This window comes from Geodermatophilus sp. SYSU D00525, assembly GCF_054050475.1.
Genome location: NZ_JBJGZK010000005.1, coordinates 15801 through 38257 on the forward strand (window position 1 = coordinate 15801; position 22457 = coordinate 38257).

The window sequence follows — 22457 nt, forward strand, 5'->3', positions numbered from 1 at the left end:
TTCCACGTGCAACACCGGCGCAACGGGTGTGCGGCAGGCTGCGCGCATGGCGATCGTGCTCGGACCCAACCAGTACGGGAAGGCGGAGGTCCGCGTGGTCGCGGTCGACCGCAGCTCCCCCCGGCACGAGCTCGTCGACCTCAACGTCAGCACCAGCCTGCGCGGGGACTTCACCGCCGCGCACACGCGGGGCGACAACGCGCACGTCCTGACCACCGACGCGCAGAAGAACACCGTGTTCGCCTTCGCCCGCGACGGCGTCGGCTCCCCGGAGGCGTTCGGCCTGCGGCTGGCCCGCCACCTCGCCGGGTCCTACGGGTGGATCACCGGCGCCCGGGTGGCCCTGGAGTCCTACGGCTGGGAGCGGATCGCCGTCGGCGGGCAGGCGCACGACCACGCGTTCCGCCGGCCCGGCGGGGAGGTGCGGACGGCGGTGGTCACCGTGGACGGGGACGACGCGCACGTGCTGGCCGGCCTGGCCGACCTCGTCGTCCTCAAGACCACCGGCTCGGAGTTCCGAGGCTTCCCGCGCGACCGGTACACGACCCTGGCCGAGACCCGCGACCGGATCCTCGCCACCGCGGTCACCGCCCGCTGGCGGTACACGTCGGCCGACCTCGACTGGTCCGCGGTGTTCGCCGGCGTCCGGACGACGCTGCTCGAGGCGTTCGCCGCCACGCACTCCCTCGCGCTGCAGCAGACGCTGTACCGGATGGGCGAGGCGGTGCTCGAGGCCTTCCCCGACGTCGCCGAGGTGCGGATGTCGATGCCGAACCGGCACCACTTCCTGCAGGACCTCTCGGCGTACGGCCTGGACAACACCCCCGGTCCGGACCGCCCCGTCGTCTACCACGCCGACGACCGCCCCTACGGGCTCATCGAGGGCGCCGTCCTCCGCGACGACGTCCCGCCCGCCGAGGTCGCGTGGCTGGGCACGCCGGGCTTCTGCTGAGGTGGGGGCCGTGAGCGACGAGCGCGAGGTCCTGACCTACGAGCTGTTCGGCACCGCGGCCCGCGAGCTGGCCCAGCAGGTCGCCGACGACGGCTTCGAGCCCGACCTGATCCTGTCGATCGCCCGCGGCGGGCTGTTCCTCGGCGGGGCGCTGGGCTACGCGCTCGACGTCAAGAACCTGTTCGTGATGAACGTGGAGTTCTACACCGGCGTGGACGAGCGGCTGGAGCTGCCGGTGGTGCTGCCGCCGACGCTGGACGCCGTCGACCTGACCGGCGCGCGGGTGCTGGTCGCCGACGACGTCGCCGACACCGGCAAGACGCTGGAGCTGGTCCGCGACTTCTGCGCGGGCTACGTCTCCGACGTGCGGACGGCGGTCGTCTACGAGAAGCCGCGCTCGGTGGTCAGCTGCGACTACGTGTGGCGGCGCACCGACCGCTGGATCGACTTCCCGTGGTCGTCCCTGCCGCCGGTGCGCACGCGCAGCACCCGCCCCGCGCACTGATGGTCGTCCTGGAGCCGCTCACCCCGGAGAACGTGCGGGTCGTCTGCGACCTGCGGGTCGCCCCCGGCCAGGAGCACCTGGTGGCGCCCAACGCCGTCTCGATCGCCGAGGCGTACGTCCACCCACAGGCGTGGTGCCGGGCGGTGCGCCTCGACGGGCGGCTGGTCGGCTTCGTGATGCTCTGGGACTCCCCCGAGGAGCTCGGGCACGTGCTGTGGCGGCTGATGGTCGACGCGTCGGCGCAGGGCCGTGGCGTCGGCCGGCGGGTGGTCGAGCAGGTGGCCGCGTACGTGCGCGCGCAGGGCGTGCCGGAGCTGCGGGTGAGCGTCGTCGACGGCGAGGGCGGCCCGGAGCCGTTCTACCGCTCGCTCGGCTTCGTCCGCACCGGCGAGATGGCCGACGACGAGCCGGTCCTGGTCCTCACCCTCTGACGGGCGCGGCCGTCAGCGGCGGGTGGAGACCGTGACGGTGAACCGGCGGTCGTGCGCGGCCGCGCGGGTCGGGCCGACCAGCCGCCGCAGCGCCGCCCGGTGCGGCAGCCGGTTGTTGTAGACCGCCCACAGCTCCCCGCCCGGCCGCAGCACCCGCGCCGCGGCGGCGAACAGCCGGTCGGCGGCGGCGGTGACGACGGCGGCGCCGAGGTGGAACGGCGGGTTGCAGACGACGAGGTCCACGCCGGCGTCGGGCACGGTCGCGGCGGCGTCGTCGCGCAGGACCGCCACCCGCTCCAGCCCGGCGCGGGCGAGCGTGGCCCGGGCGGAGGCGACCGCGGCGGCCGACTGGTCGGTGGCGGTGACCGCCAACTCCGGCCGGGAGCGGGCGAGGACGGCGGCGAGCACGCCGGTGCCGCAGCCGAGGTCGAGGGCGGTGCGCGCGTCCGGGGCGGCGTCCCCGAGCGCGGCGACGAGCAGCCGGGTGCCCTCGTCGACCCGGGCGCCGGCGAACGCGGCGCCGTGCGCGCAGACGTCGAGGCCGAGGGCGTCGTCGTGCCGGCAGCGGGGGAAGGACGGCGTGACGCCGGGCCGCGGCCCGCGGGCGACGAGCACCCGCGACTTCTGCCGGGCGAGGGTGGCCGAGACCTCGCCGAACCCGGCACGGAGCACGTCGTTCATGCCGAGCGTCATGTGCTTGACCCGCCCGCCGACGAGCACGGTGACGTCCGGTGCGGCCGCGGCGGCGGCCAGCTCGGCCAGCTCGCGCAGCGCGTCGAGGGCCTTGGGCGCGCGGGCGAGGACGAGCGTCGCGCCGTCGAACAGGTCCGCGTCCAGTTCCCCGGTCCGGTAGGTGCCGGTCAGGCCGGTGCGCCCGGCGTTGAGGGCCAGCGCCCGCTCGCCGACCAGCAGGTCCTGGGCCACCCGGACGTCGCGTGCCCCGGCCGCGACCGCGCCGAGGGTGAGCGCGCCGTACGCGTCGTCGACGACGACCACCCGCTGCCGGGGCAGGTCCTCCGCGGTGTCGAGCAGCAGCCGGTCGGTGGCGTCGACGGCGACCAGGTCCGGCGCCTCGACGTCGGGCTCCCGCCGCAGCTGCGCGAGGACCTCGGCGGCAGAGATGGCCATCTCCGCCCGGTTCACCGGGCCGGGGTGGCGGCGACGAACGAGGCGACCACCCGGCCCAGCTCCGGGCCGACGTCCTCCTGGAGGAAGTGCCCGCCGCCGCGCAGGGTCGTGTGCGGCATCCCCTGCGCGCCGGGCACCAGCCGCTGGAAGACGCGGTCGCCGCCGCCGGTGATCGGGTCGGAGTCGGAGAACGCGGTGAGCAGCGGCTTCTCCCAGCGGGTGAGGACCTCCCACGCGGCGCGGTTGGCGGCCGCGGCGGGGTCGTCGGGCGCCGTCGGCACCAGGGTCGGGAAGACGCGGGCGCCGGCCTTGGACGCCTCGTCGGGGAACGGCGCGTCGTAGGCGGCGACCACCTCGGGCGGCAGGTCGGTGACCGTGCCGTTGGCCACGACCCGGCCGACGTCGAAGGCCCGCGCGGTCGCGGCGAACCGCTGCCAGGCGAGGAACGCCTCGCTCATGGGGACGTCGCCGGTGGGCAGGCCGGTGTTGGCGACGACGAGCCGCGCGAACCGGTCGGGGTTCTCGGCCGCCAGGCGCAGGCCGACCAGCCCGCCCCAGTCCTGGCCGACCAGCGTGACCCCGACCAGGCCCAGGCCCTCGAACAGCGCCTGGCGCATCCACTCGACGTGCGCCGCGTAGCTGTAGGCGGCCGGGTCGGTGGGCTTGTCGGAGCGGCCGAAGCCGACCAGGTCCGGGGCGACGACGCGCAGCCCGGCGGCGGTGAGCTCCGGGATGACGTGCCGCCAGAGGAAGGACCAGGACGGCTCGCCGTGCAGCAGGACGACGACCTCGCCGCCGGCCGGGCCGACGTCGACCACCGCGACCCGCAGCGGCGTGCCGTCCCCGCCGTCGAAGGTGACGTACGTGGGCGGGTACGGGAAGTCCGGCAGCGCGGCGAACCGCTCCTCCGGCGTGCGGATGACGTCCATTCCCGACCTCCCGAGGCAGTGGAAGCTCTGCGTACGTCCAGCGGCGCGTGACGTGCGTAGAGCTTCCTATGCCGTGGAAGTCGGACGCCGACGACCCGGCGGCGCGACCGCGTCCGGGCGGCGGCAGGATCAGCCGCGGACCCGGATCGACGACGCAGGGAGCGACCGTGACCGTCACCGCCCGCGAGTGGCACCTGGCCGCCCGTCCCCACGGCGAGCCCACCCCCGACGACTTCCGGCTGGTCGAGGTCGAGCACCCGGACCCGGCCGAGGGCCAGGTGGTGGTGCGGATGGTCGCCATGTCGGTGGACCCCTACATGCGCGGGCGGATGCGGCTGGGCCCCTCCTACGCGGCGCCGTGGGAGGTCGGCGAGGTGATGAAGGGCGGCGCCGTCGGCCGCGTCGTGGAGTCCCGCTCCCCTGACGTCCCCGAGGGCGCGCTGGTGCTCACCGACGCCGCCTGGCGCGACGTCGCCGTCCTCGACGCCCGCCACGTCCGGCAGCTGCCGGCCACCGAGGACCTGCCGCTCACCTACTCCCTCGGCGTCCTCGGCATGCCGGGACACACCGCCTGGGCCGGGCTGTTCCGGGTCGGCGCCTTCCGCGAGGGCGACGCCGTGTTCGTCTCCGGTGCGGCGGGCGCGGTGGGCAGCGCGGTCGGCCAGTTCGCGAAGCTGCGCGGCGCCTCGGCGGTCGTCGGCAGCGCGGGCAGCCCGGACAAGGTGGCCTGGCTGCGCGAGATCGGCTTCACCGCCGCCTTCGACTACCACGACGGCCGCGTGAAGGACCTGCTCGCGGAGGCCGCGCCCGACGGCATCGACGTCTACTTCGACAACGTCGGCGGCGAGCACCTCGACGCCGCACTGGGCGCGCTGCACGTGCACGGGCGGGCGGTCATCTGCGGCTCGATCTCGAACTACAACGCCACCGAGACGGTGCCCGGGCCGAAGAACTTCAGCTCGCTGATGATCGCCAAGCGGCTGGCGGTCAGCGGTCTGCTCGTCAGCGACCACACCGACCTGTACCGCGAGTTCGCCGAGACGGTGTCCGGCTGGATCCGGTCGGGGCAGCTCGCCGTCCGCGAGACGGTCTACGAGGGCCTGGAGAACGCCGTCCCGGCCTTCCTCGACCTGCTCAAGGGAGCCAACACCGGGAAGATGGTCGTCCGGCTGGCGCCCGACCCCGATTGAGGCGGGACGGCACCGGGAAGGGGCCGGACATGTGGTTGCTCCTCACCCGCCGGTTGCGGGTCTGGTTCATCGTGACCGTCCTCGTCCCGCTGGGCACCGGGCTGCTCCGGCGCGCCGGGCTCGCCCTCGAGCGGCGGACCGGGCCGACCCAGCTCAGCCGCGGCCTGCTGCGGGCCGGCGACCTCGGCGACCGGGCGCGGGCCCGGATGCGCGGCGGTGGCCGACGGCGCCGGTGACCACCGCGGAACGGGTCCCGGCCCTCGACCACACCCCGGCGACCGCGCCCACCCGCGCGGTCGCCGTCTTCGCGCACGGCGGCACGGTGAGCAGTGTCGAGCCGCCGCGGGAGCGGGCGCTGTCGCTGGTGCGGATGCGGGCGATCCAGGAGGCGGTGTCCCGCGCCGCGGCCGGCCGGGGCGTGGAGACCTACCTGGTCCGCTACCGCGTGGCGGGCTGGAACGGCGCCGCCGCCGACGCGCACGCCGACGTCCGCTGGGCGCTGGACCGGGTGCGCGAGCGGCACGGCGACGTCCCGGTGGTGCTGGTCGGGCACTCGATGGGCGGCCGGGCGGTGCTGCGCGCGGGCGACGACCCGTCGGTGACCGCGGTCTGCGGGCTGGCGCCGTGGACGCCGCCGGGCGAGCCGGTCGGCCACCTGCGCGGCCGCACCGTCGTCCTCGCCCACGGCCGCGGCGACCGCTGGGTGCCGGCGCGGCTGTCGGCGGACTTCGCCACGCGGGCGCACCGGGCCGGCGCGCGGGTCGCGCGGTTCACCCTGCCCGGCGGGCACGGCATGCTGCGCCGGGTCGGCCGGTGGCACGGCCTGGTCCGCGACGTCGTCCTGGCCGGGGCCGGGCTGGCCCCGTGGCGCGCCGACCTGGGGGACGCTCTGGGCGCCCCGGACGGGGAGGGGCTCGCCGTCCCGCTGTGAGGCGGCGCCCGAGGACAGGGAGCGCGCGTGGAGGAAGTGCTCGCCGACGTCGTCGGCGTCATGGTCACCGTCGTCGAGGCGTGCGGGGCCGTGGTCATCTTCGCCGGCGCGCTGTGGGCCTTCGCCCGCTTCCTGTGGGTGGGGCTGCGCCGCGGCGGGACGTCGGCCTTCGTGCCGGTCCGGCTCACCCTGGGCCGGTTCCTCGCCCTGGGCCTGGAGTTCCAGCTGGCCAGCGACGTGCTGCGGACGGCGGTCGCGCCGAGCTTCCGCGAGCTCGGCCAGCTGGCCGCGGTCGCGGCGATCCGCACGGCGCTGAACTACTTCCTCTCGAAGGAGATCGCCGAGGAGCGGCGGCAGGTGGCCGAGGAGACCGGTGCGCCGGCGCCCGACCCGGCGTCGGCGGAGCACCGCGGGCGCGGGGTGTGACCTCGCTCGGTCCTGTCCCCGGGCTGCTCGCCCTCGGCGTGAGCGGGCTCGCCCTGGTCGCCGGGGTGGTGACCCTCGTGGGCACCCGGAGCCCGCGCCTGGCCCTCGCGGTGTTCCTGGACCTCCTGCTCGCGGCCGGGTTGCTGCGCCTGGCGGTCGAGCCGACGTGGTCGTCGGTGGGCACGGCGGCCGCTGTTGTCGCGCTGCGCCGGGTGATCGGCGCGGGCCTGCGGGCCGGGGGCCGGGCCCTGTCCCCGGCGGCCGTGACACGGCCCGGTCCGGGTCGCCAGCCTCCCCGCCCGTGACTGCCGGGTCGGCCCCGCGCCGCGCACGGAGCGGGTCCCCGGCCGCCGGGTGAGCCCGCGGCGGGCCCGGAGACCGCCTCCCTCGTCCTGTCCCCCGCCCCTTCCCGCACCACCCCGGAGAGGACACGCATGACCCATCCCCTCGGCGCCGAGCGGCGCCGCGTCCACGACACCCTCCGCGCCGACCTCCGCGCCCTGCAGGCAGCCGCGGCCGGCGCCTTCCCCGCACTCGGATCTGGTCCCCGGCTTCTCCGACCCGGACCTGCGGCTGGTCACCAGCGGCCCGGTTCCCGCCGCCGACGCCGTGCGGCTGCGCGCCGCGCTGGACGGCGCCGTCAGCTGCGGCTGCGGGTCACGCGGCTCGAACCGGCGGTGCGGGCGGTCCTGGTACGCGCCGGGGGCCGGCCGGTCGAGGTCTGGGCGACCGGCCGGCCCGGATCGCTCGACGCCTGGCGAGGTCAGGACCGGCCCGCGCGGTCCTCGGGGACCTGTGGGCCGGCGCCCCCGACGGCGACGTCGGCGACCGGGTGCTGGGCCTGCTGGACGCGCTGGTTCAGGAGAACAGCGCGCTGTAGCCGTTGAGCGCGGGCTGGCCGCCGAGGTGGGCGTAGAGCACCGTCGACGACGGGTCGATCTCGCGGCGGCCGACCAGGTCGATCGTCGCGGCCATCGACTTCCCCTCGTACACCGGGTCGGTGACCATGCCCTCGGTGCGGGCGGCGGTCTCCATCGCGCGGATCGTCGTCGCGTCGGGGATGCCGTAGACGCCGGCGTGGTAGCGCTCGTCGAGCTCGACGTCGTCGAGGGTCAGCTCGCGCCGCACGCCGATCGCCCGCGCGGTCCGCTGGGCGATGCGCAGCACCTGGTCGCGGGTCTCGGCGGGCTCGGCAGAGGCGTCGACGCCGAGCACCCGGCGCGGCCGGCCGCCCTGCTCCTCGAGCAGCGCGAACCCGGCGACCATCCCCGCCTGCGTGGACCCGGTGACCGAGCAGACGACGACGGTGTCGAAGAAGACGCCCAGCTCGGCCTCCTGCTGCGCCACCTCCAGCGCCCAGTTCGCGAAGCCGTGCCCGCCGAGCGGGTGGTCGCTGGCGCCGGCCGGGATGGCGTAGGGCTTGCCGCCGCGGGCCTCGATCTCGGCGAGCGCGGACTCCCAGCTCTCCTTGAACCCGATGCCGAACCCGGCCCTCACCAGCCGCACGTCGGCGCCGGCCAGGCGGCTGACCAGGATGTTGCCGACCTTGTCGTAGACGGCGTCGGGCCAGTCCACCCAGCTCTCCTGCACCAGCACGCAGGACAGCCCGACGTGGGCGGCGACGGCGGCCACCTGGCGGGTGTGGTTGCTCTGCACGCCGCCGATCGAGACGAGGGTGTCGCAGCCCCGGGCGAGCGCGTCGGCCACGAGGTACTCGAGCTTGCGGGTCTTGTTGCCGCCGTAGGCGATCCCGGAGTTGCAGTCCTCCCGCTTGGCCCACACCGCGGCCCCGCCGAGGTGCGCGGTGAGGCGGTCCAGCCGGTGCACCGGCGAGGGCCCGAACAGCAGCGGGTGCCGCGGGAAGTCAGCCAGCGTGGTCATCGGTCTCCTCCAGTTCGGACAGCAGCGCCGTCCAGATCGCGGTGGTCGTGGCGACGGCGGTGTCGACGTCGGCCGCACCGCAGGCGGCGATGAGGTGCTCGTGCAGGCCGACCGACTCCCTCCCGTGCGCCGCCGCGAAGCGGGCGCGCTCCAGCCGGCGGATCGCCGGGGTGAAGCGCTCGACGGTCGCCGTCAGGGCGGCGTTGCCGGCGCGGGCGAGCAGCACGGCGTGCAGGTCGTCGTCAGCGGCCAGCGCGGCGTCGACGTCCCCGGACCGGACCGCCTCGGCGAACCTCTCGTTGGCCGCCCGCATCGCCGCGAGGTCCGCGCCGGTCACCCGGCCGGCCGCCTCCCGGGCGGCGAGCTCGTGCATCGCCCGGACCACGACGGCGGCGTCGCGCACCTGCGCCGGGCGCAGCGGGGTGACCCGGGTGTGGCTCTGCGGCTTGGCCTCGACCAGCCCCTCGTCGACGAGCCGGCTGAGCGCGGCGCGCACGGGCGCCACCGACAACCCGAGGCGGGCGGCCAGCTCGGCGTCCTTGACCACGGCGCCGGGGGAGAGCTCGCCGCTGACGATGGCGGCCCGGATGCGGGCCAGCGCCTGGTCGCGCAGGAGCACCCGGCCGATGGGAGCCAGCGGTGCGGGCACAACTGACATCTCAGATGTCAGAGCGACCGTCGTCAAGTGCCCACAGCGCGACAAAGGCGCCTTCCGTGCGGTCGGTGGCAGGCGCGGGCCTCGTCGGGAAGGGGTGTCGGGCCGCAGGATCACGGGCGTGGACTGGAGCACCGAGCCCGCCGAGGCCGCCGCGCACTTCGCCCGCCGACTGGCCGTGGAGACCGACGTGTCCGACGTGCACGCCGCCCTGGAGACCGGGGACCCGGGGTTCGTGCTGCTCGACAGCCGCAGTGGGGAAGCGTGGGACCAGGGGCACGTGCCCGGCGCGCTGCACCTGCCCGGCCGGGAGGTGGCGGCGCGCGCGGAGGCCGAGCTGGACCGGTCCGTCCCGGTGGTCACCTACTGCTGGGGCCCGGGCTGCAACGGCGCCACCCGCGCGGCGCTCGCGCTGGCGCTGCTCGGCTACCGGGTGCGGGAGATGATCGGCGGCTTCGAGTACTGGGCGCGGGAGGGGCTGCCGGTGCAGACCGCGGACGGCCTCACCCGCCCGGACGCCGACCCGCTGACCGCGCCGGTCAGCTGCGGGTGCTGAGGTCGGGGACGTCGTCGTCGGCCAGGCGGGCCCACAGCAGCTCGTCGCGCTTGACGCCGTCGCCGTAGCGGAACGAGCGGCGCAGCCGGCCCTCGAAGGTGAAGCCGGCCTTCTCCGCCACCCGGCCCGACGCCGGGTTCTCCACCGCGTGCACCAGCTCCACCCGGTCGACCGGCAGCGTGGCGAAGCCCCAGCGCAGCGCGGCGTCGACGGCGCGCGGCGCCACGCCGCGGCCGCGGGCGGCGGGCACCGTCCAGTAGCCGACCTCGGCGTCGCCCTGGTCGAGATCGATCGAGTGCAGGTTCACCGAGCCGAGCAGCCGGCCGTCAGCGGCGTCGACGACGGCCCAGGCGGCGATCCGCCCGCTGCTCCAGTCGGCGCGGCGGGCGACCCAGATCCGGGCGTCCTCGAGCGTGGCCACCCGGCCCGGATTGCTCCAGACGGACGTGGCCGGGTCGGTGAGGGCGGCGTGGACGGCCCCGGCGTCGCCGACCCGCCACGGGCGCAGCCGCAGCGGGCCGGCGGGCACCTCGACGGGGGCGGGGACGACGTCGGTCACGCCCCCGATCGTGCCGGAGGGCTCAGTCCTCCCCGGAGCCCGGCTCGGCCATCTTGCGGTTGAGCTTGGCCGCCACGTTGCCCGGCGTGATCGCCGACAGCCGGCCCATCGCCTTGCTGGCCAGCGACCCGGCGAACACCGACGCCTCGCCCTTCATCAGGCCCTCGAAGCCCTGCCGGGCGACCTGCGCCGGGTCGTCCTTGGCGTCGGTGGCGCCGAGCCGGGTGTCGGTGAGGTCGCCGCGGTCGAAGAACTCGGTGTCGGTGGGCCCGGGCAGCAGGGCGGTCACGCTGACGCCGCGGTCGGAGAGCTCCTCGCGCAGCGACAGCGCCAGGTGCTGGGTGAACGCCTTGCTCGCGCCGTAGACGGTCTGGAAGGGCTGCGGCGCCTGCGAGGCCACCGACGAGGTGATGAGGATCCGGCCCTCGCCGCGGGCGGCCATGTCCTGGGCGACGGCCTTGCCGACGTGCACGGTCGAGCCGCAGTTGAGCGCCACGATCTCCAGCTCGCGCGCCAGGTCGGTGTCGGTGAACGCCCCGCCGACGCCGACGCCCGCGTTCAGCGCGGCGGCGGCCAGTGGGCGTCCGGCGCCGCGGACGGCCGCCACCAGCAGCTCGCAGCCCTCGTACCGCGACAGGTCGGCGCGGACCGGCGAGACGTGCGCGCCCGCCCCTCGCAGCGTCTCGGCGGCGGCGTCCAGCTCGTCGTCCTCGGCCGCGATCACCAGGTCGAAGCCGTTCTCGGCGAACTGCCGGGCCAGCTCCAGGCCGATGCCGCTGGAGGCGCCGGTGACGAGGGCGAGGGGGCGTTCGGTGGGCAGGGTCACGGGGACTCCCGGGGTCGGTCGCGGCTGCGGTCGCCCTCGGTCATGCCCGATCCGGCGGGGTCCGACCCGTCCGCTCAGACCACGGCGGAGACCCCGATCCCGCCGCGGGTGTCGGCGCCGTGGCGGGCGATCTCGGCGTCGAGGTCCAGCGGGCGGGTCGTCATGCCCTGCGCGCGGACGTCGTCGGTGATGCGGTCGGCCGGGAGCAGCCAGGAGACCTCGAACTCCAGGCCGTCGGGGTCCTGGGCGTAGAGGGCCTTGGTGGTGGCGTGGTCGGAGGCGCCGACCAGCGCCCCGGCGGCGGCCAGCGTGTCGCGGACCCGGGCCAGCTCGGCGAGGGTGTCCACCTCCCAGGCCAGGTGGTAGAGGCCGACGGTCGCGCGGCCGGCCTGCGACGGGCCGGCGTCGGCGCCGGCGGCGAACAGGCCGAGGTCGTGGTCGTTGGTCGACCCCTCGGCCTGCAGGAACACCGCCCGGCCGGGGATCTCCGCCTTGATCCGGAAGCCGAGGACGTCGCGGTAGAAGGCGGTGCTGCGCTCGACGTCGCGGACGTAGAGGACGGCGTGGTTGAGGCGCTGGACCGGCATCGCGGGCTCCTGGTGCGGGGAGGACGGGTGCACCTCCGCGGAGGTGCACCCCCAGTGTCACCCCGGGTCGATGAACGTTCAAGCAGTTGCCTCCGGCGGGCTCCGGGTAGGGGGAGCCCATGGACCACTCGCGCGCGCCCGTCCTCGAGGCCCTGCAGGAGTTCCGCCGCCGCGGCGACGTCGTCTTCGGCCCGCCCGGGCACCGGCAGGGTCGCGGGGTGGACCCGCGGGTGCTCGAGGTCGTCGGCGCCGACGTCTTCCGCAGCGACGTCCTGTCGCTCAACGGGCTCGACGACCGGCGGGAGTCGCAGGGCGTGGTCACCCAGGCCGAGGACCTCATGGCCGACGCCGTCCACGCGGACCGGGCGTTCTTCTCCACCTGTGGCAGCTCGCTGTCGGTCAAGAGCGCCATGATCTCCGTGGCCGGGCCGGGCGAGACCATGCTGGTCAGCCGCAACGCGCACAAGTCGGTGGTCGCGGGGCTCGTCATCAGCGGCATCCGGCCGGTCTGGGTGCACCCGCACTTCGACGCCGGGCGGCAGCTGGCCCACCCGCCGGAGCCCGAGGACGTCCGCCGCGCGCTCGACGCCCACCCCGAGGCCAAGGGCATGCTGCTCATCACCCCGACCGACTGGGGCACCTGCGCCGACGTCGCCGGCGTCGCGGACGTGCTGCACGAGCGCGACCTGCCGCTGGTCGTCGACGAGGCCTGGGGCGCCCACCTCCCCTTCTCCCCCGACCTCCCGGCCTGGGGCGTGGACGCCGGCGCCGACGTCGTGGTGACCAGCGTGCACAAGATGGGCGGGGCGGTCGAGCAGTCGTCGGTCTTCCACCTCCGCGGCGACCGGGTGGACCCGCAGGTGCTCAAGGCGCGCGAGGACCTGCTCGGGACGACGAGCTCCTCGTCGCTGGTCTACCTGACCCTCGACGGCTGGCGGCGGCAGATGGTCGAGCACGGCCGCGAGCTGCTGGGCGCGGCGGTCGAGCGGGCCGGCCGGATCGCCGGGCGGGTCCGGGAGCTGCCGGGAGTCCGGCTGATGGGCCGCGAGGTGGTCGGGCCCGGGATGGCCTTCGACCTCGACCCGCTGGTCCTCACGGTCGACGTCCGGGGGCTGGGCATCACCGGTTACCAGGCCGGCGACTGGCTGCGCACCGAGCGGCACGTCGACGTCGGCTCGGCCGACGCCTGCCGGATCAGCGCCCGGATCACCCACGCCGACGACGACGGGACGGAGGCGACGCTGGTCGAGGCGCTGCGCGCGCTGGTCGACGGCGCGGGCGCGATGGAGCGCCCGCCGCGGGTGGACCTGCCCGAGCCGCGCGCGCTGGAGCTGGAGAACGCGATGACCCCGCGGGACGCCTTCTTCGGCCGCGTCGAGCAGGTGCCGATCGCCGAGGCCGCCGGCCGCGTCGTCGCGGAGATGGTCAGCCCCTACCCGCCGGGCGTGCCGGTGCTGGCACCCGGCGAGCGGGTCAGCCAGGAGGCGCTGGACTACCTGACCAGCGGGGTGGCGGCCGGGATGCTCGTCCCGGACGCGGCCGACCCGACGATGAAGAGCCTGCGGGTCGTCATCGAGTGAGTGGTCCGACGGTCACGGTCGCGGTCGACGACCTCCTGCGCCCGCTGCTGCCCGCCCGCGACCGGGCCGCCGGGCGGCGGGTGCTCGCCGCCGACCCCGACGCGACCGCCGGCCACCTGGTCCAGGCCGCCGGCGTCCCGCTGACCGAGGTGGGCGAGCTGCTGGTCGACGGCGTCCCCCTGCCCCGGGACGCGCGGCCGCCGCCCGGCGCGACCGTCGTCGTCCGCCCCGCCGCCCGGCCCCAGCCGGTGCCGGCCGGGGGATTCCTGCTCGACGTCGGGCTCGGCGCCCTGGCCCGCCGGATGCGGCTGCTGGGCCTGGACACCGCGTGGTCGCCGGAGGTCCGCGCGCCCGACGCCGACGACGCCGAGCTGGTCGCCGCCGCCGTCGCCGAGGACCGGGTGCTGCTCACCCAGGACCGCGGGCTGCTCATGCGCCGCGCGCTGCCCGCGGGCGCGTGGGTGCGCGGCGCGACGCCCGACGAGCAGCTCGCCGACGTCCTCGACCGCTTCCGGCCGCCCCTGGCCCCGCTCACCCGCTGCCCGGCCTGCAACGGCGTGCCGGTCGCCGTCGACGCCGCCGCGGTGGCCGGCGAGCTGGAGCCGGGCACCCGGCGGACGGCGACCGACTTCTCCCGCTGCCCGCGCTGCGGACGCGTCTACTGGCGCGGGGCGCACGCCCGCCGGATCGACGCCCTCGTCGAGCGCGCGCGGCGCCTCACCGCCGGCTGACCCAGGACAGCCTCACCTCGGCCCGCGGGGGCCACGTCCTGGCCCCACCGTGACACCCGGGGCGGGCAGACCCGGGGGCAGGAACCCCGTCCCGTCCCCTGCGAGGCCCCCGTGTACCTGTCGAAGACCGAGGCCGCCGTCCTGCCGACGACGCTCGTCGGCACCCCCAAGACGCCCCCGCCGGCCGCCACCGGGCGCCGGCGGGTCTGGCCGCTGCTCGGCCCGGCCTTCGTCGCCGCCGTCGCCTACGTCGACCCCGGCAACTTCGCCACCAACTTCTCCGGCGGCGCCTCGTTCGGCTACACGCTGCTGTGGGTGATCGTCGCCGCCAACCTCATGGCGATGCTCATCCAGAGCCTCACCGCCAAGCTGGGCCTGGCCACCGGCCGCGACCTCGCCACCAACTGCCGGGAGCGGCTGCCGCGGCCGGTCACCCGGGGGCTGTGGCTGCAGGCCGAGGCGGTCGCCATCGCCACCGACCTCGCCGAGATCGTCGGCGGCGCGGTGGCGCTGAACCTGCTGTTCGGGGTGCCGCTGCCGGTCGGCGGGGTCATCACCGCCGTCGTCGCCTTCGTCCTGCTCGGCGCCCAGTCGCGGGGGCACCGGCCGTTCGAGCGGGTCATCACCGGGCTGCTGCTGGTCATCGGGCTGGGCTTCGGCTACACGCTCGTCGGGTCGGGGGTCGACGCCGGCGGGCTGGCCGGCGGCATGGTGCCTTCCTTCGACGGCCCGGAGAGCCTGGTGCTGGCCGCCGGCATCCTCGGCGCCACGGTCATGCCGCACGTCATCTACGTGCACTCGGCGCTGACCCCGGGCCGCTACGGCGACGTCGTCACCGCGGGGCGGACCGAGCAGGGACGGCGCCGGCTGCTGCGGGCCCAGCGGATCGACGTCCTGGTCGCCATGGGGCTGGCCGGGCTGGTCAACGCGGCGATGCTCGTGATCGCCGCGCAGCTGTTCACCGCCGACGACGGCATCGCGTCGCTGGAGAGCGTGCACGCCGGCCTCGGCGACCAGCTGGGCGCCGGCGCGGCGCTCGCCTTCGCCGTCGCGCTGCTGGCCAGCGGGTTCGCCTCCTCCTCGGTGGGCACGCACGCCGGCCAGGTCGTGATGGCCGGGTTCCTCAAGCGGCACGTCCCGGTGCTGGTCCGCCGGCTGGTCACCCTGGCCCCGGCGCTCGCCGTGCTCGTGCTGGGCGGCGACCCGACGACGGCGCTGGTCTGGTCGCAGGTCGTGCTCAGCTTCGGCATCCCGTTCGCGCTCGTGCCGCTGCTGTGGCTGACCAGCCGCCGCGACCTCATGGGCGGCTGGGTGAACCGCCGGGTCACCACGGTGGCGGGCTCGGTGGTCGCGCTGCTGATCATCGGCCTCAACGCCCACCTGCTCGCGGGCCTGGTCCTCTGAACCGGCCGCGGCCGTCAGGCGGGTTCGGGGACACCGCCGGGGTCGCCGCCGGGGTCGTCCGGCGTCGGCTCGACCGGCGCCGGCGGCAGGGGTTCCGGCGCATCGGGGAGCAGCTCGCCCGGGTCGTCGGGGACCGGCTCGGTCGGGTCGAGGGGCGGGTCCGGCTCGGGGATGGGCGCGACCATCCACCGAGTCAACCAGCGGGTCCGGTCACCCGCGACGCGCGGCGGCGAGGTCGGCGGTGGCCCGGGCGTCGTCGGCGAGGACCGGCCACAGGGCGCGGGGGAGCTCGTGGCCCGTCCCGGGGTGGACCACGGGCGGGCACAGGTGCCTCCCGGGCGGACGGTGAGGGACACAGTCGTGCCCTGCTGCGCATCGCCAGCACCTGCGGGCTGCAGGCGGTGTCGATGCGCGAGGTCGCCGCGGAGGCCGGCGTCTCGCTGCGGGTCGTGCAGTACCACTCCACGGACGAGAAGACGCTCATGTCCTCGGGCATCGCCGAGCTCGCCGCCCGGCTCGACCGGCGCGTGCGCGAGCGAGCCGTGCGCACCGAACGGGACGCGATCGGCACCGGGCTGCCGCCGCGGACGGTGTTCGAGGTGGTCCTCGGCGCGATCCTCCCCACCGACGACGACGCCCGCGCCGACCAGCTCGCCTGGACCGCCTACCACGCCGCCGGGCTCACCGACCCCGCCGAGGCGGTCGACGGCCGGTACGCCGCCGACGCGCTGGAGCGCTGGCTCACCGGCGTCCTCGGCCGCGCCGTCGAGGCCGGGGAGGTCCCCGCCGACGTCGACCCGCGCATCGAGGCCGTCAGCCTGCTGGCGCTCACCGACGGCCTGGCCAGCAGCGTGCTGGGGCAGCAGCGCGACGTGGCGGACGCCCTCGCCGTCGTCGGCTACCGGCTGGACCGGCTGTTCGGCCCGCGCCCCCGGGACTGATCAGGCGAGCGCCACGCCCAGCACGTGCGGGCTGGCCGGCACGCGGACGCGCGCGGGCGGGAAGTCGAAGCGCCGCACCCGCCGCACGGTGAAGCCCGCGCGCTCGATGTCGGCGACCTGGTCGGTGGCCGTGTGGCAGCCCCCCGCGAACAGCGGCCAGACGGTGGCGTCGACCAGGCGCTGCACCCGCCGCAGCCGCCGGTCCCCGGCGACGGTGTGCTCGAGGAACCGCAGTTCCCCGCCGGAGCCCAGCACCCGGCGCAGCTCGCCCAGCGCCCGCGCCCGGTCCCGGATGCTGCACAGGACCAGGCACAGCACGGCGGCGTCGGCCGCGCCGTCGGGCAGCGGCAGCGCGTCGGCCGTGCCGGCGTGCACCTCGACGGGGACGCGGGCGGACTCCGCCTCCCGCCCGGCCGCGGCCCGCAGCCGCGGCTCGGGCTCGACGGCGACGACGCGGGTGACCGCCGGCGGGTAGTGGCGGAAGTTCAGCCCGTTGCCGCAGCCGACCTCGACCACCACGCCGGCGAGTCCGGCGAGCAGCTCGCGGCGGAGGTCGGCCATGCCGGCCTCCTCGAGGCGCCGGCTGACCCGGTCGTAGCAGCGGCTGAAGACGGGGCGGGGGCGGTCGGTCGCCATGCGGCACGGTCCCGAGGAGGCCGGGACCGCGTCAAGCGGGCCCGGTCACGGGCGGAGGCGGGTCGACCAGGTGGACAGGCCGCCCGCGCGCACGAAGCCGAGCGCCTCGTTGACCGCGACCATCGGCCGGTTGGCGTCGGAGTTGTACGTGCTGATCCGCCGGACCTCGGGCAGCGTCGCGGCGAGCTCGCGCAGGACGGCGATCTTGACGCGGGCACCGAGGCGGCGCCCGCGGTGCTCCCGCAGCACCAGGGTGCCGCTCTGGTTGGCCCGCTCCGGCTGCGCGAGGGGGACGTGCAGGTCGGTGAAGGCGACCAGCCGGCCATCGCGCAGCGCGCCGGCCGACAGCACCGTGCGGCCGCGGTCCAGGACGATGGTCTCCTGCTCGCGGACCCGGGCGGCGTCCCAGTCCTCCTCGCCGACCGGCACGTCCCCGCTCGGCGCGTCCGTCGACATCCGGCGGCCGAGCAGCGCCCGGTCCCCGAGCAGCGCGTCCGGCGTCCGGTCCCGCCAGGTGAGCACCTCGTAGCCCGCGCTCGCGGCGGCCGCCTCGGCCTCCAGGGCCGCCAGCCGGTCCTCGTCCACGGGCAGCAGCAGGTCGCGGCGGGTCTCCTGCAGGCCGCAGGTCCAGCCGTGCGCCTGCGCGAAGGCGCGGCCGGCCGTGCCCGGCCCGGGCTCGTCGACCTCGGCCACCAGCGACGAGCGCCCGGCCGCCGCGGCCAGCCGCGCCCCCTCCCCGAGCAGCGCGGTGCCGACGCCGCGGCGGCGGGCGGCGGGGTGCACGGCGACGTCGACGTACGCCACCGCGGTGTTGTCGCGCACCGGCAGCAGCAGGCGCAGGGCACCGACGACGGCGCCGTCGGCGACCGCCGCCCGGTGGGTGCCCCGCAGCGCACCGCCCGGGGTGGTCAGCCGGCGCCCCAGCGCGACGTGGTCGCTCGCCGGCCGCGGCGCCTCGCCGGGACGGTCGGCGCGCTGGGCCGCCGCCCACACCCCGCACCAGGCGGCGAACCGGGCGTCGTCCGGGCCGGTCTCGACGATCTCCACCCGTCCGTTCTAGCCGCCGCCGCAACGCGATTCCGGGGCCGCGATCCCGGGATGGGGTGCTGCACCGGCCCGTCAGCGGGTAGCCGACGCGGGGTGACCTACTCGATCGTCGCCCGCGACCGGGACACCGGCGAGATGGGCGTGGCCACCCAGTCCCAGGCCCTCGCCGTCGGCAGCAGCGTGCCCTTCGCCCGCCCCGGCCAGGGCGTGATCGCGACGCAGTCGATGGGCGAGCCCATGTACGGCGAGGTCGGGCTGGACCTGCTCCGCGGCGGCCTCAGCGCCCGGGAGTCGCTCACCGCGCTGCAGAGCGTCGACCCGCACCCCGAGCGGCGGCAGGTGGCCCTGCTGGACGTGTCCGGGGACGTCGCCGTCTACACCGGGGACGCGTGCGTGGCCGCCGCGGGGCACCTGGTGGGGTCCGACTGCGCGGCGCTGGCCAACCTGGTCACCGGGCCGCGGGTGTGGGAGGCGATGGTCGAGGACTTCGAGCGCACCCCGGGGTCGCTGGCGCAGCGGCTGCTGCACAGCCTCCACGCGGCCGAGGACGCCGGCGGCGACCTGCGGGGACGGCGGTCGGCCTCGGTCACGGTGGTGCGGGTGCGGACGACCGGCCGCCCGTGGCACGACCGGGTCGTCGACCTGCGGGTCGACGACCACCCCGACCCGGTGACCGAGCTGGACCGGCTCGTGGCCCGGCTGCTGCGCTACCAGCGGGTGGTCGCGGCCTTCCAGCTCGCCCTCGACGGGGACCCGCTGACCGCCGACCGGCAGCTGGAGGAGCTGCGCCCGCAGGACCCGGGGACCGAGCCGGACCAGGTGCTCTGGCGGGCGGTCGTCGCCGCCCTGGCCGGGCGGGAGGAGGCGGCCCGCGGGCTGCTCGCCGGTCTCGCGGCCACCGCGCCGGAGTTCGTCGAGGCGGCCCGCCGCCTCGGCCCGGCCGGCCTGCTGCCCCGGGACCTGCTCGACCGGCTCCTGCCCGCCGCCCCGTGACCCCCGCGGTCCCGGGAGGGGTCAGGCGGGCCAGACGCCGGCGAAGTGGTGCACCGGGCCGTGGCCGGAGCCGATGCCCAGCGACGCCCCGGCCTCCAGCATCCGCTGCAGGTGGTCGCGGGCCTGCTCGACCACCGGCTCCCACCGCCCCGGCCCGCCGACGCCGCGGGCCACCAGGGCAGCGATCGCCGAGGACAGCGTGCAGCCGGTGCCGTGGGTGGCGGTGGTGTCGACCCGCGGCCGCCGGGTGACGACGACGCCGTCGGCGGTGGCCAGGACGTCCACGCTCTCCGCCCCGCCGAGGTGCCCGCCCTTGGCCAGCACCGCGCCGGGGCCGAGCTCCAGCAGCGCCTCCGCCTGCGCGGCGAGCCCGTCGACCGAGGTCGCGGGCGCGGTGTCCAGCAGCGCGGCCGCCTCGGGCACGTTCGGGGTGACCAGCTCGGCCACCGGCAGCAGCTCGCTGCGGACGGCGGCGATCGCGTCGTCGTCGACCAGCCGGTCGCCGCTGGTGGCGACCATGACCGGGTCGACGACGAGCGGCCCGGCGGCGCGGCCGGCGAGCGCCGCGGCGACCTCGCGGACGACGTCGGCGGTGCCGAGCATGCCGGTCTTGGCCGCGTGCACGGTCACGTCGTCGAGCAGGGTGGCGATCTGCTCGCCCACGAACGCCGCGGGCACGGGGTGCACGCCGGTGACGCCGCGGGTGTTCTGCGCGGTCAGCGCGGTGAGGACGGCGGTGCCGTAGACGCCGAGCGCGCTGAACGTCTTGAGGTCGGCCTGGACGCCGGCGCCGCCGCTGGGGTCGCTGCCGGCGACGGTGAGCGCCACGGGCACCCCCGCCCGCCCGGTCACCGGGCCGCCCGCAGGGCCCGGGCCGCGGCGGTGGGGTCGGGCGCGGCGCAGATCGCCGAGACGACGCAGATCCCGTCCACGCCGGTGACCAGCGGCGCCCGCTCGACGTCGATGCCGCCGATCGCCACCGACCGCAGCCCGCCGGCCGCGGCCTCGGCCGCGAGCGCCGCCACGCCCTCGGGCCCGAGGCCGGTGCCGGCGTCGGGCTTGGTGGGGGTGGACCAGACCGGCCCGATGCCGACGACGTCGACGGTGCCCGCCGGCAGTGCCAGCGCGGCGTCGAGCTCGTCGTCGGACCCGGCCGACAGCCCGAGCAGCCGGTCGGGGCCGATCCGCGCGCGGACCTCGGCGGCGGGTGTGTCGTCCTGCCCGACGTGCACGCCGTCGGCGCCGGCCATGAGCGCGACGTCGACGTCGTCGTTGACGAACAGCGCCACGCCCGTGCCGGCCAGGACCTCCTTGACCGACAGCGTCAGCGCGTACAGCTGCCGGCAGGACGCCGTCTTGTCCCGGACCTGCACCGCGGTCACCCCGCCGGCCACCGCCGCCCGCACGACGTCGGGCACGCCCCGCGGCCCGGCCAGCGCGGTGTCGGTGACCAGGTAGAGCGTCGGGTCGAACGCCGGTCTCACGTCGTCACCTCGGCGGCGGACAGGTCGGCGACCGCGTCGAGCGCGTCGAGCCACAGCGGCGCGAAGGTGCCCGGCCCGGCGGCGACGGCGGCCGCGGCCTCGGCGGCGAGCGCCACGTGCGCGTGCGCGGCGACCGCGCCGGTCAGCGGGTCGCCGGTGGCGGCGACGTAGGCAGCGACCACCGCGCCGAGCGCGCAGCCGGCACCGGTGGTGCGGGTGAGCAGGACCGAGCCGCCGCCCACCCGCACGGTGCGGGTCCCGTCGGTGACGACGTCGACCTCGCCGCTGACCGCCACCACTCCCCCGGTGCGCCCGGCCAGCGCGACGGCGGCGTCGAGGGCGTCGTCGGCCTTGTTCGTGGAGTCGACGCCGCGGCCGCCGGACCCGGCACCGGCCAGCGCCATGACCTCGGAGGCGTTGCCGCGGACGACGGCCGGCCGCGACTCCAGCAGCCGGGTGGCGAGCTCGGTGCGGTAGGGCAGCGCGCCGACGGCGACCGGGTCGAGCACCCACGGCGTGCCGGCGGCCGCGGCCGAGCGGGCGGCCAGCCGCATCGCCTCGGCGGTGCGCTGGTGGACGGTGCCGACGTTCACCAGCACCGCCGAGGCCACGGCCGCGAAGCCCTCGGCCTCCAGCGGCTCGTCGACCATCGCCGGGGCCGCGCCGACGGCGAGCAGCGCGTTCGCCGTCAGCGTCTGCACGACGGTGTTGGTCAGGCAGTGCACCAGCGGTGCGGCGCCCGTCAGGGCCTGACGGGCAGCGGTCAGAGCAGCGGCATCCACGCCGTGACATCCCTTCGCCAGCATGACCTGGACAGGTTCGACGGGTGTGTTCTCAGCCCGCCGGACGGCGGACACCCCGAGTCACTGCCCGCCGACGCTACCCCCGGTCCGCCAGGCGGCGTCGAAGAAGCCGAGCTCCAGCTCCATCGCCCGCCGGTAGGCCCGGCGCACGGCCGGGGTGTCGGCGGCCAGCCGGTCCAGCAGCGCCTCGAGCGTGGCGGCGAGCTCCTCGAAGCCCGGGTCGGCGTAGGTGTCGACCCACTCCCGGTACGGCCCTGTTGCACCTGGGACCAGCGTCCGGCCCAGGTGCGCGTAGAGCCGCATGCACGGCGTCATGGCCGCGCAGACCTCCCCGACGTCGCCGAGCGCGGCCGTGGCCAGCAGGAACTCGGTGTAGGCGAGCGTCGCCGGGGCGGGCTCGACGGCGGCCAGGTCGATGCCCCACCGGGCGGCGTAGCCGTCGTGCAGCCGCAGCTCCTCGCGGACGCCGGCCAGCAGGTCGGCGAAGGACCCCAGCGTCGCCCGGTCGCGGCTGTGCGCCACCCCGAGCGCGTAGGCACGGGCGAACGCCTCGAGGAAGAAGGCGTCCTGGGCGACGTAGCCGGCGAACCGCTCGCGCGGCAGCGTGCCGTCGGCGATCCCGGTGACGAACGGGTGCTCCCGCGCGACGGCGGCGAGGTCGGCGCTGCCCGCCCAGAGGTCCGCCGCGAGGGTCACGCGTCCAGCGCCATCTGCCAGAACGCGGTCTCCGCGGCGACGACCTCGAGGAAGACGGAGTCGGGCGCCCCGCCGGCCACCGCCTCCAGCCCGGCCACGTACCCGGCGAAGCCCGGCGCCGTCCAGTGCTCGACGAACTCCCGGTAGGGGCCGGCGCCGGGCCGGGCGGCCGACCACGCGTCGAGGTAGGTCCGCTCGATGGTCCACAGCGCGGTCAGCGCGCTGGGCAGGTCCGCGGCGTCGAGCCGGTACAGCAGGTCGCCGTAGGCGATGGTGGCCGGCAGCTGCGGCGCGTCGAGGTCCAGCCCGCGGGCGGCGGCCTGCTCCGCGAACCAGTCCAGCTCCGCGACCAGCGCGACGCACCCGGCGGCGAGCACCCCCTGCGCCGCGCGGGGCGCCCGGGCGAGCAGCCGCGCCTGGAAGCGCAGCAGGTCGGCGACGAAGTAGGCGTCCTGCACCAGCCAGGTGTCGAAGGCGGCCGGCGGCAGCGTGCCGTCGCGGACGGCGTCGAGGAACGGGTGGCGGGTGGCTCGGCCCCAGGCGTCGGCGTGGCGGGCGAGCAGGTCGGCGACCGGCACGGCGCCCG

General features: G+C 76.8%; 29 protein-coding genes and 1 riboswitch. Of the genes, 14 read left to right on the forward strand and 15 right to left on the reverse strand.

Annotated elements, in window-relative coordinates; genetic code table 11:
• Positions 1–46: 46 nt before the first annotated feature.
• The 3 genes from pucL to ACI796_RS06075 are packed head-to-tail and all read left to right on the forward strand — an operon-like array spanning position 47 to position 1888.
• Entirely contained in the window at positions 47–952 is a 906-nt protein-coding gene (pucL, locus tag ACI796_RS06065; protein ID WP_456940336.1) for a factor-independent urate hydroxylase, read from the forward strand.
• A 10-nt stretch (positions 953–962) separates the two neighbouring features.
• The gene (locus ACI796_RS06070) at positions 963–1457 is read left to right on the forward strand and encodes a phosphoribosyltransferase (RefSeq protein ID WP_456940337.1); all 495 of its coding nucleotides are present in this window, start codon (positions 963–965) and stop codon (positions 1455–1457) included.
• Entirely contained in the window at positions 1457–1888 is a 432-nt protein-coding gene (locus ACI796_RS06075) for a GNAT family N-acetyltransferase (protein ID WP_456940338.1), read from the forward strand. The genes ACI796_RS06070 and ACI796_RS06075 overlap by 1 nt, the downstream gene beginning before the upstream one ends.
• A 12-nt stretch (positions 1889–1900) precedes the next feature.
• Here ACI796_RS06075 and ACI796_RS06080 read toward each other — a convergent pair whose 3' ends face one another.
• Positions 1901–3016 carry a class I SAM-dependent methyltransferase gene (locus ACI796_RS06080; RefSeq protein ID WP_456940339.1) on the reverse strand — a complete coding sequence of 372 codons (1116 nt, stop codon included), beginning with the start codon at positions 3014–3016 and terminating at the stop codon, positions 1901–1903.
• A gap of 11 nt (positions 3017–3027) precedes the next feature.
• Positions 3028–3945, reverse strand: a complete 918-nt coding sequence (locus tag ACI796_RS06085; protein WP_456940340.1) for a haloalkane dehalogenase — start codon at positions 3943–3945, stop codon at positions 3028–3030.
• Positions 3946–4112: 167 nt separating this feature from the next.
• On the opposite strand from ACI796_RS06085, the gene ACI796_RS06090 reads away from it, so the two are divergent.
• Genes ACI796_RS06090 through ACI796_RS06110 form a run of 5 tightly spaced genes read left to right on the forward strand, consistent with a single transcriptional unit; the run spans position 4113 to position 6797 of the window.
• Positions 4113–5135 (forward strand): NADP-dependent oxidoreductase, encoded by a 1023-nt coding sequence (locus ACI796_RS06090; protein WP_456940341.1) that lies wholly within the window; start codon positions 4113–4115, stop codon positions 5133–5135.
• Positions 5136–5164: 29 nt separating this feature from the next.
• Positions 5165–5371 (forward strand): hypothetical protein, encoded by a 207-nt coding sequence (locus tag ACI796_RS06095; protein ID WP_456940342.1) that lies wholly within the window; start codon positions 5165–5167, stop codon positions 5369–5371.
• On the forward strand, positions 5368–6066 hold the full coding sequence (locus tag ACI796_RS06100) for an alpha/beta fold hydrolase (RefSeq protein ID WP_456940343.1): 699 nt from the start codon (positions 5368–5370) through the stop codon (positions 6064–6066). Before ACI796_RS06095 ends, ACI796_RS06100 begins: the two co-directional genes overlap by 4 nt.
• 27 nt (positions 6067–6093) lie before the next feature.
• Positions 6094–6492, forward strand: coding sequence for a DUF1622 domain-containing protein (locus ACI796_RS06105; RefSeq protein ID WP_456930389.1), 399 nt, complete (start codon positions 6094–6096; stop codon positions 6490–6492).
• A complete protein-coding gene (locus ACI796_RS06110) occupies positions 6489–6797 on the forward strand; it encodes a DUF1622 domain-containing protein (RefSeq protein ID WP_456940344.1) in 309 nt (102 codons plus the stop codon). Before ACI796_RS06105 ends, ACI796_RS06110 begins: the two co-directional genes overlap by 4 nt.
• Positions 6798–7350: 553 nt before the next feature.
• Here the strand turns inward: ACI796_RS06110 and ACI796_RS06115 are convergent.
• Both ACI796_RS06115 and ACI796_RS06120 read right to left on the reverse strand, forming a co-directional pair.
• The gene (locus ACI796_RS06115; RefSeq protein ID WP_456940345.1) at positions 7351–8373 is read right to left on the reverse strand and encodes a 1-aminocyclopropane-1-carboxylate deaminase; all 1023 of its coding nucleotides are present in this window, start codon (positions 8371–8373) and stop codon (positions 7351–7353) included.
• Positions 8357–9022 carry a GntR family transcriptional regulator gene (locus ACI796_RS06120; protein WP_456940346.1) on the reverse strand — a complete coding sequence of 222 codons (666 nt, stop codon included), beginning with the start codon at positions 9020–9022 and terminating at the stop codon, positions 8357–8359. Before ACI796_RS06120 ends, ACI796_RS06115 begins: the two co-directional genes overlap by 17 nt.
• 127 nt (positions 9023–9149) lie before the next feature.
• On the opposite strand from ACI796_RS06120, the gene ACI796_RS06125 reads away from it, so the two are divergent.
• A complete protein-coding gene (locus ACI796_RS06125; RefSeq protein WP_456940347.1) occupies positions 9150–9584 on the forward strand; it encodes a rhodanese-like domain-containing protein in 435 nt (144 codons plus the stop codon).
• Here the strand turns inward: ACI796_RS06125 and ACI796_RS06130 are convergent.
• The 3 genes from ACI796_RS06130 to ACI796_RS06140 all read right to left on the reverse strand — a co-directional run bounded on the left by ACI796_RS06130 (position 9568) and on the right by ACI796_RS06140 (position 11556).
• Complete coding sequence (locus ACI796_RS06130) at positions 9568–10143, reverse strand: GNAT family N-acetyltransferase (RefSeq protein WP_456940348.1); 576 nt, start codon at positions 10141–10143, stop codon at positions 9568–9570. The genes ACI796_RS06125 and ACI796_RS06130 overlap by 17 nt on opposite strands.
• A gap of 22 nt (positions 10144–10165) precedes the next feature.
• Positions 10166–10969 (reverse strand): SDR family NAD(P)-dependent oxidoreductase, encoded by an 804-nt coding sequence (locus ACI796_RS06135; RefSeq protein WP_456940349.1) that lies wholly within the window; start codon positions 10967–10969, stop codon positions 10166–10168.
• A 74-nt stretch (positions 10970–11043) separates the two neighbouring features.
• The gene (locus ACI796_RS06140; RefSeq protein WP_456940350.1) at positions 11044–11556 is read right to left on the reverse strand and encodes a VOC family protein; all 513 of its coding nucleotides are present in this window, start codon (positions 11554–11556) and stop codon (positions 11044–11046) included.
• Positions 11557–11675: 119 nt separating this feature from the next.
• On the opposite strand from ACI796_RS06140, the gene ACI796_RS06145 reads away from it, so the two are divergent.
• The 3 genes from ACI796_RS06145 to ACI796_RS06155 all read left to right on the forward strand — a co-directional run bounded on the left by ACI796_RS06145 (position 11676) and on the right by ACI796_RS06155 (position 15271).
• Positions 11676–13136: an aminotransferase class I/II-fold pyridoxal phosphate-dependent enzyme gene (locus ACI796_RS06145; RefSeq protein ID WP_456940351.1), complete on the forward strand. Its 1461-nt coding sequence runs from the start codon at positions 11676–11678 to the stop codon at positions 13134–13136.
• Positions 13133–13867 (forward strand): Mut7-C RNAse domain-containing protein, encoded by a 735-nt coding sequence (locus ACI796_RS06150; protein WP_456940352.1) that lies wholly within the window; start codon positions 13133–13135, stop codon positions 13865–13867. Before ACI796_RS06145 ends, ACI796_RS06150 begins: the two co-directional genes overlap by 4 nt.
• Before the next feature lie 111 nt (positions 13868–13978).
• Complete coding sequence (locus ACI796_RS06155) at positions 13979–15271, forward strand: Nramp family divalent metal transporter (RefSeq protein ID WP_456940353.1); 1293 nt, start codon at positions 13979–13981, stop codon at positions 15269–15271.
• Between the two features lie 14 nt (positions 15272–15285).
• Here ACI796_RS06155 and ACI796_RS06160 read toward each other — a convergent pair whose 3' ends face one another.
• Positions 15286–15456, reverse strand: a complete 171-nt coding sequence (locus tag ACI796_RS06160; RefSeq protein ID WP_456936205.1) for a hypothetical protein — start codon at positions 15454–15456, stop codon at positions 15286–15288.
• A 222-nt stretch (positions 15457–15678) separates the two neighbouring features.
• On the opposite strand from ACI796_RS06160, the gene ACI796_RS06165 reads away from it, so the two are divergent.
• Entirely contained in the window at positions 15679–16212 is a 534-nt protein-coding gene (locus tag ACI796_RS06165) for a TetR family transcriptional regulator C-terminal domain-containing protein (RefSeq protein WP_456940354.1), read from the forward strand.
• On the opposite strand, the gene ACI796_RS06170 is transcribed toward ACI796_RS06165, so the two are convergent.
• Complete coding sequence (locus ACI796_RS06170; RefSeq protein ID WP_456940355.1) at positions 16213–16848, reverse strand: class I SAM-dependent methyltransferase; 636 nt, start codon at positions 16846–16848, stop codon at positions 16213–16215.
• A 45-nt stretch (positions 16849–16893) separates the two neighbouring features.
• On the reverse strand, positions 16894–17895 hold the full coding sequence (locus ACI796_RS06175) for a GNAT family N-acetyltransferase (protein WP_456940356.1): 1002 nt from the start codon (positions 17893–17895) through the stop codon (positions 16894–16896).
• Positions 17896–17988: 93 nt separating this feature from the next.
• On the opposite strand from ACI796_RS06175, the gene ACI796_RS06180 reads away from it, so the two are divergent.
• A complete protein-coding gene (locus ACI796_RS06180) occupies positions 17989–18888 on the forward strand; it encodes a DUF1028 domain-containing protein (RefSeq protein ID WP_456940357.1) in 900 nt (299 codons plus the stop codon).
• Positions 18889–18909: 21 nt separating this feature from the next.
• Here ACI796_RS06180 and thiD read toward each other — a convergent pair whose 3' ends face one another.
• The 5 genes from thiD to ACI796_RS06205 form a co-directional block, all read right to left on the reverse strand.
• Entirely contained in the window at positions 18910–19716 is an 807-nt protein-coding gene (gene thiD, locus ACI796_RS06185) for a bifunctional hydroxymethylpyrimidine kinase/phosphomethylpyrimidine kinase (RefSeq protein WP_456940358.1), read from the reverse strand.
• 20 nt (positions 19717–19736) lie between these two features.
• Complete coding sequence (thiE, locus tag ACI796_RS06190) at positions 19737–20372, reverse strand: thiamine phosphate synthase (protein ID WP_456940359.1); 636 nt, start codon at positions 20370–20372, stop codon at positions 19737–19739.
• Entirely contained in the window at positions 20369–21154 is a 786-nt protein-coding gene (thiM, locus tag ACI796_RS06195; protein ID WP_456940360.1) for a hydroxyethylthiazole kinase, read from the reverse strand. The genes thiE and thiM overlap by 4 nt, the downstream gene beginning before the upstream one ends.
• Positions 21147–21243, reverse strand: a riboswitch (TPP riboswitch). Its footprint overlaps the gene before it by 8 nt.
• Positions 21236–21871 carry a TenA family protein gene (locus ACI796_RS06200; RefSeq protein ID WP_456940361.1) on the reverse strand — a complete coding sequence of 212 codons (636 nt, stop codon included), beginning with the start codon at positions 21869–21871 and terminating at the stop codon, positions 21236–21238. (Overlaps the previous riboswitch by 8 nt.)
• Positions 21868–22449 (reverse strand): thiaminase II/PqqC family protein, encoded by a 582-nt coding sequence (locus ACI796_RS06205; RefSeq protein WP_456940362.1) that lies wholly within the window; start codon positions 22447–22449, stop codon positions 21868–21870. Before ACI796_RS06205 ends, ACI796_RS06200 begins: the two co-directional genes overlap by 4 nt.
• Positions 22450–22457 lie beyond the last annotated feature (8 nt).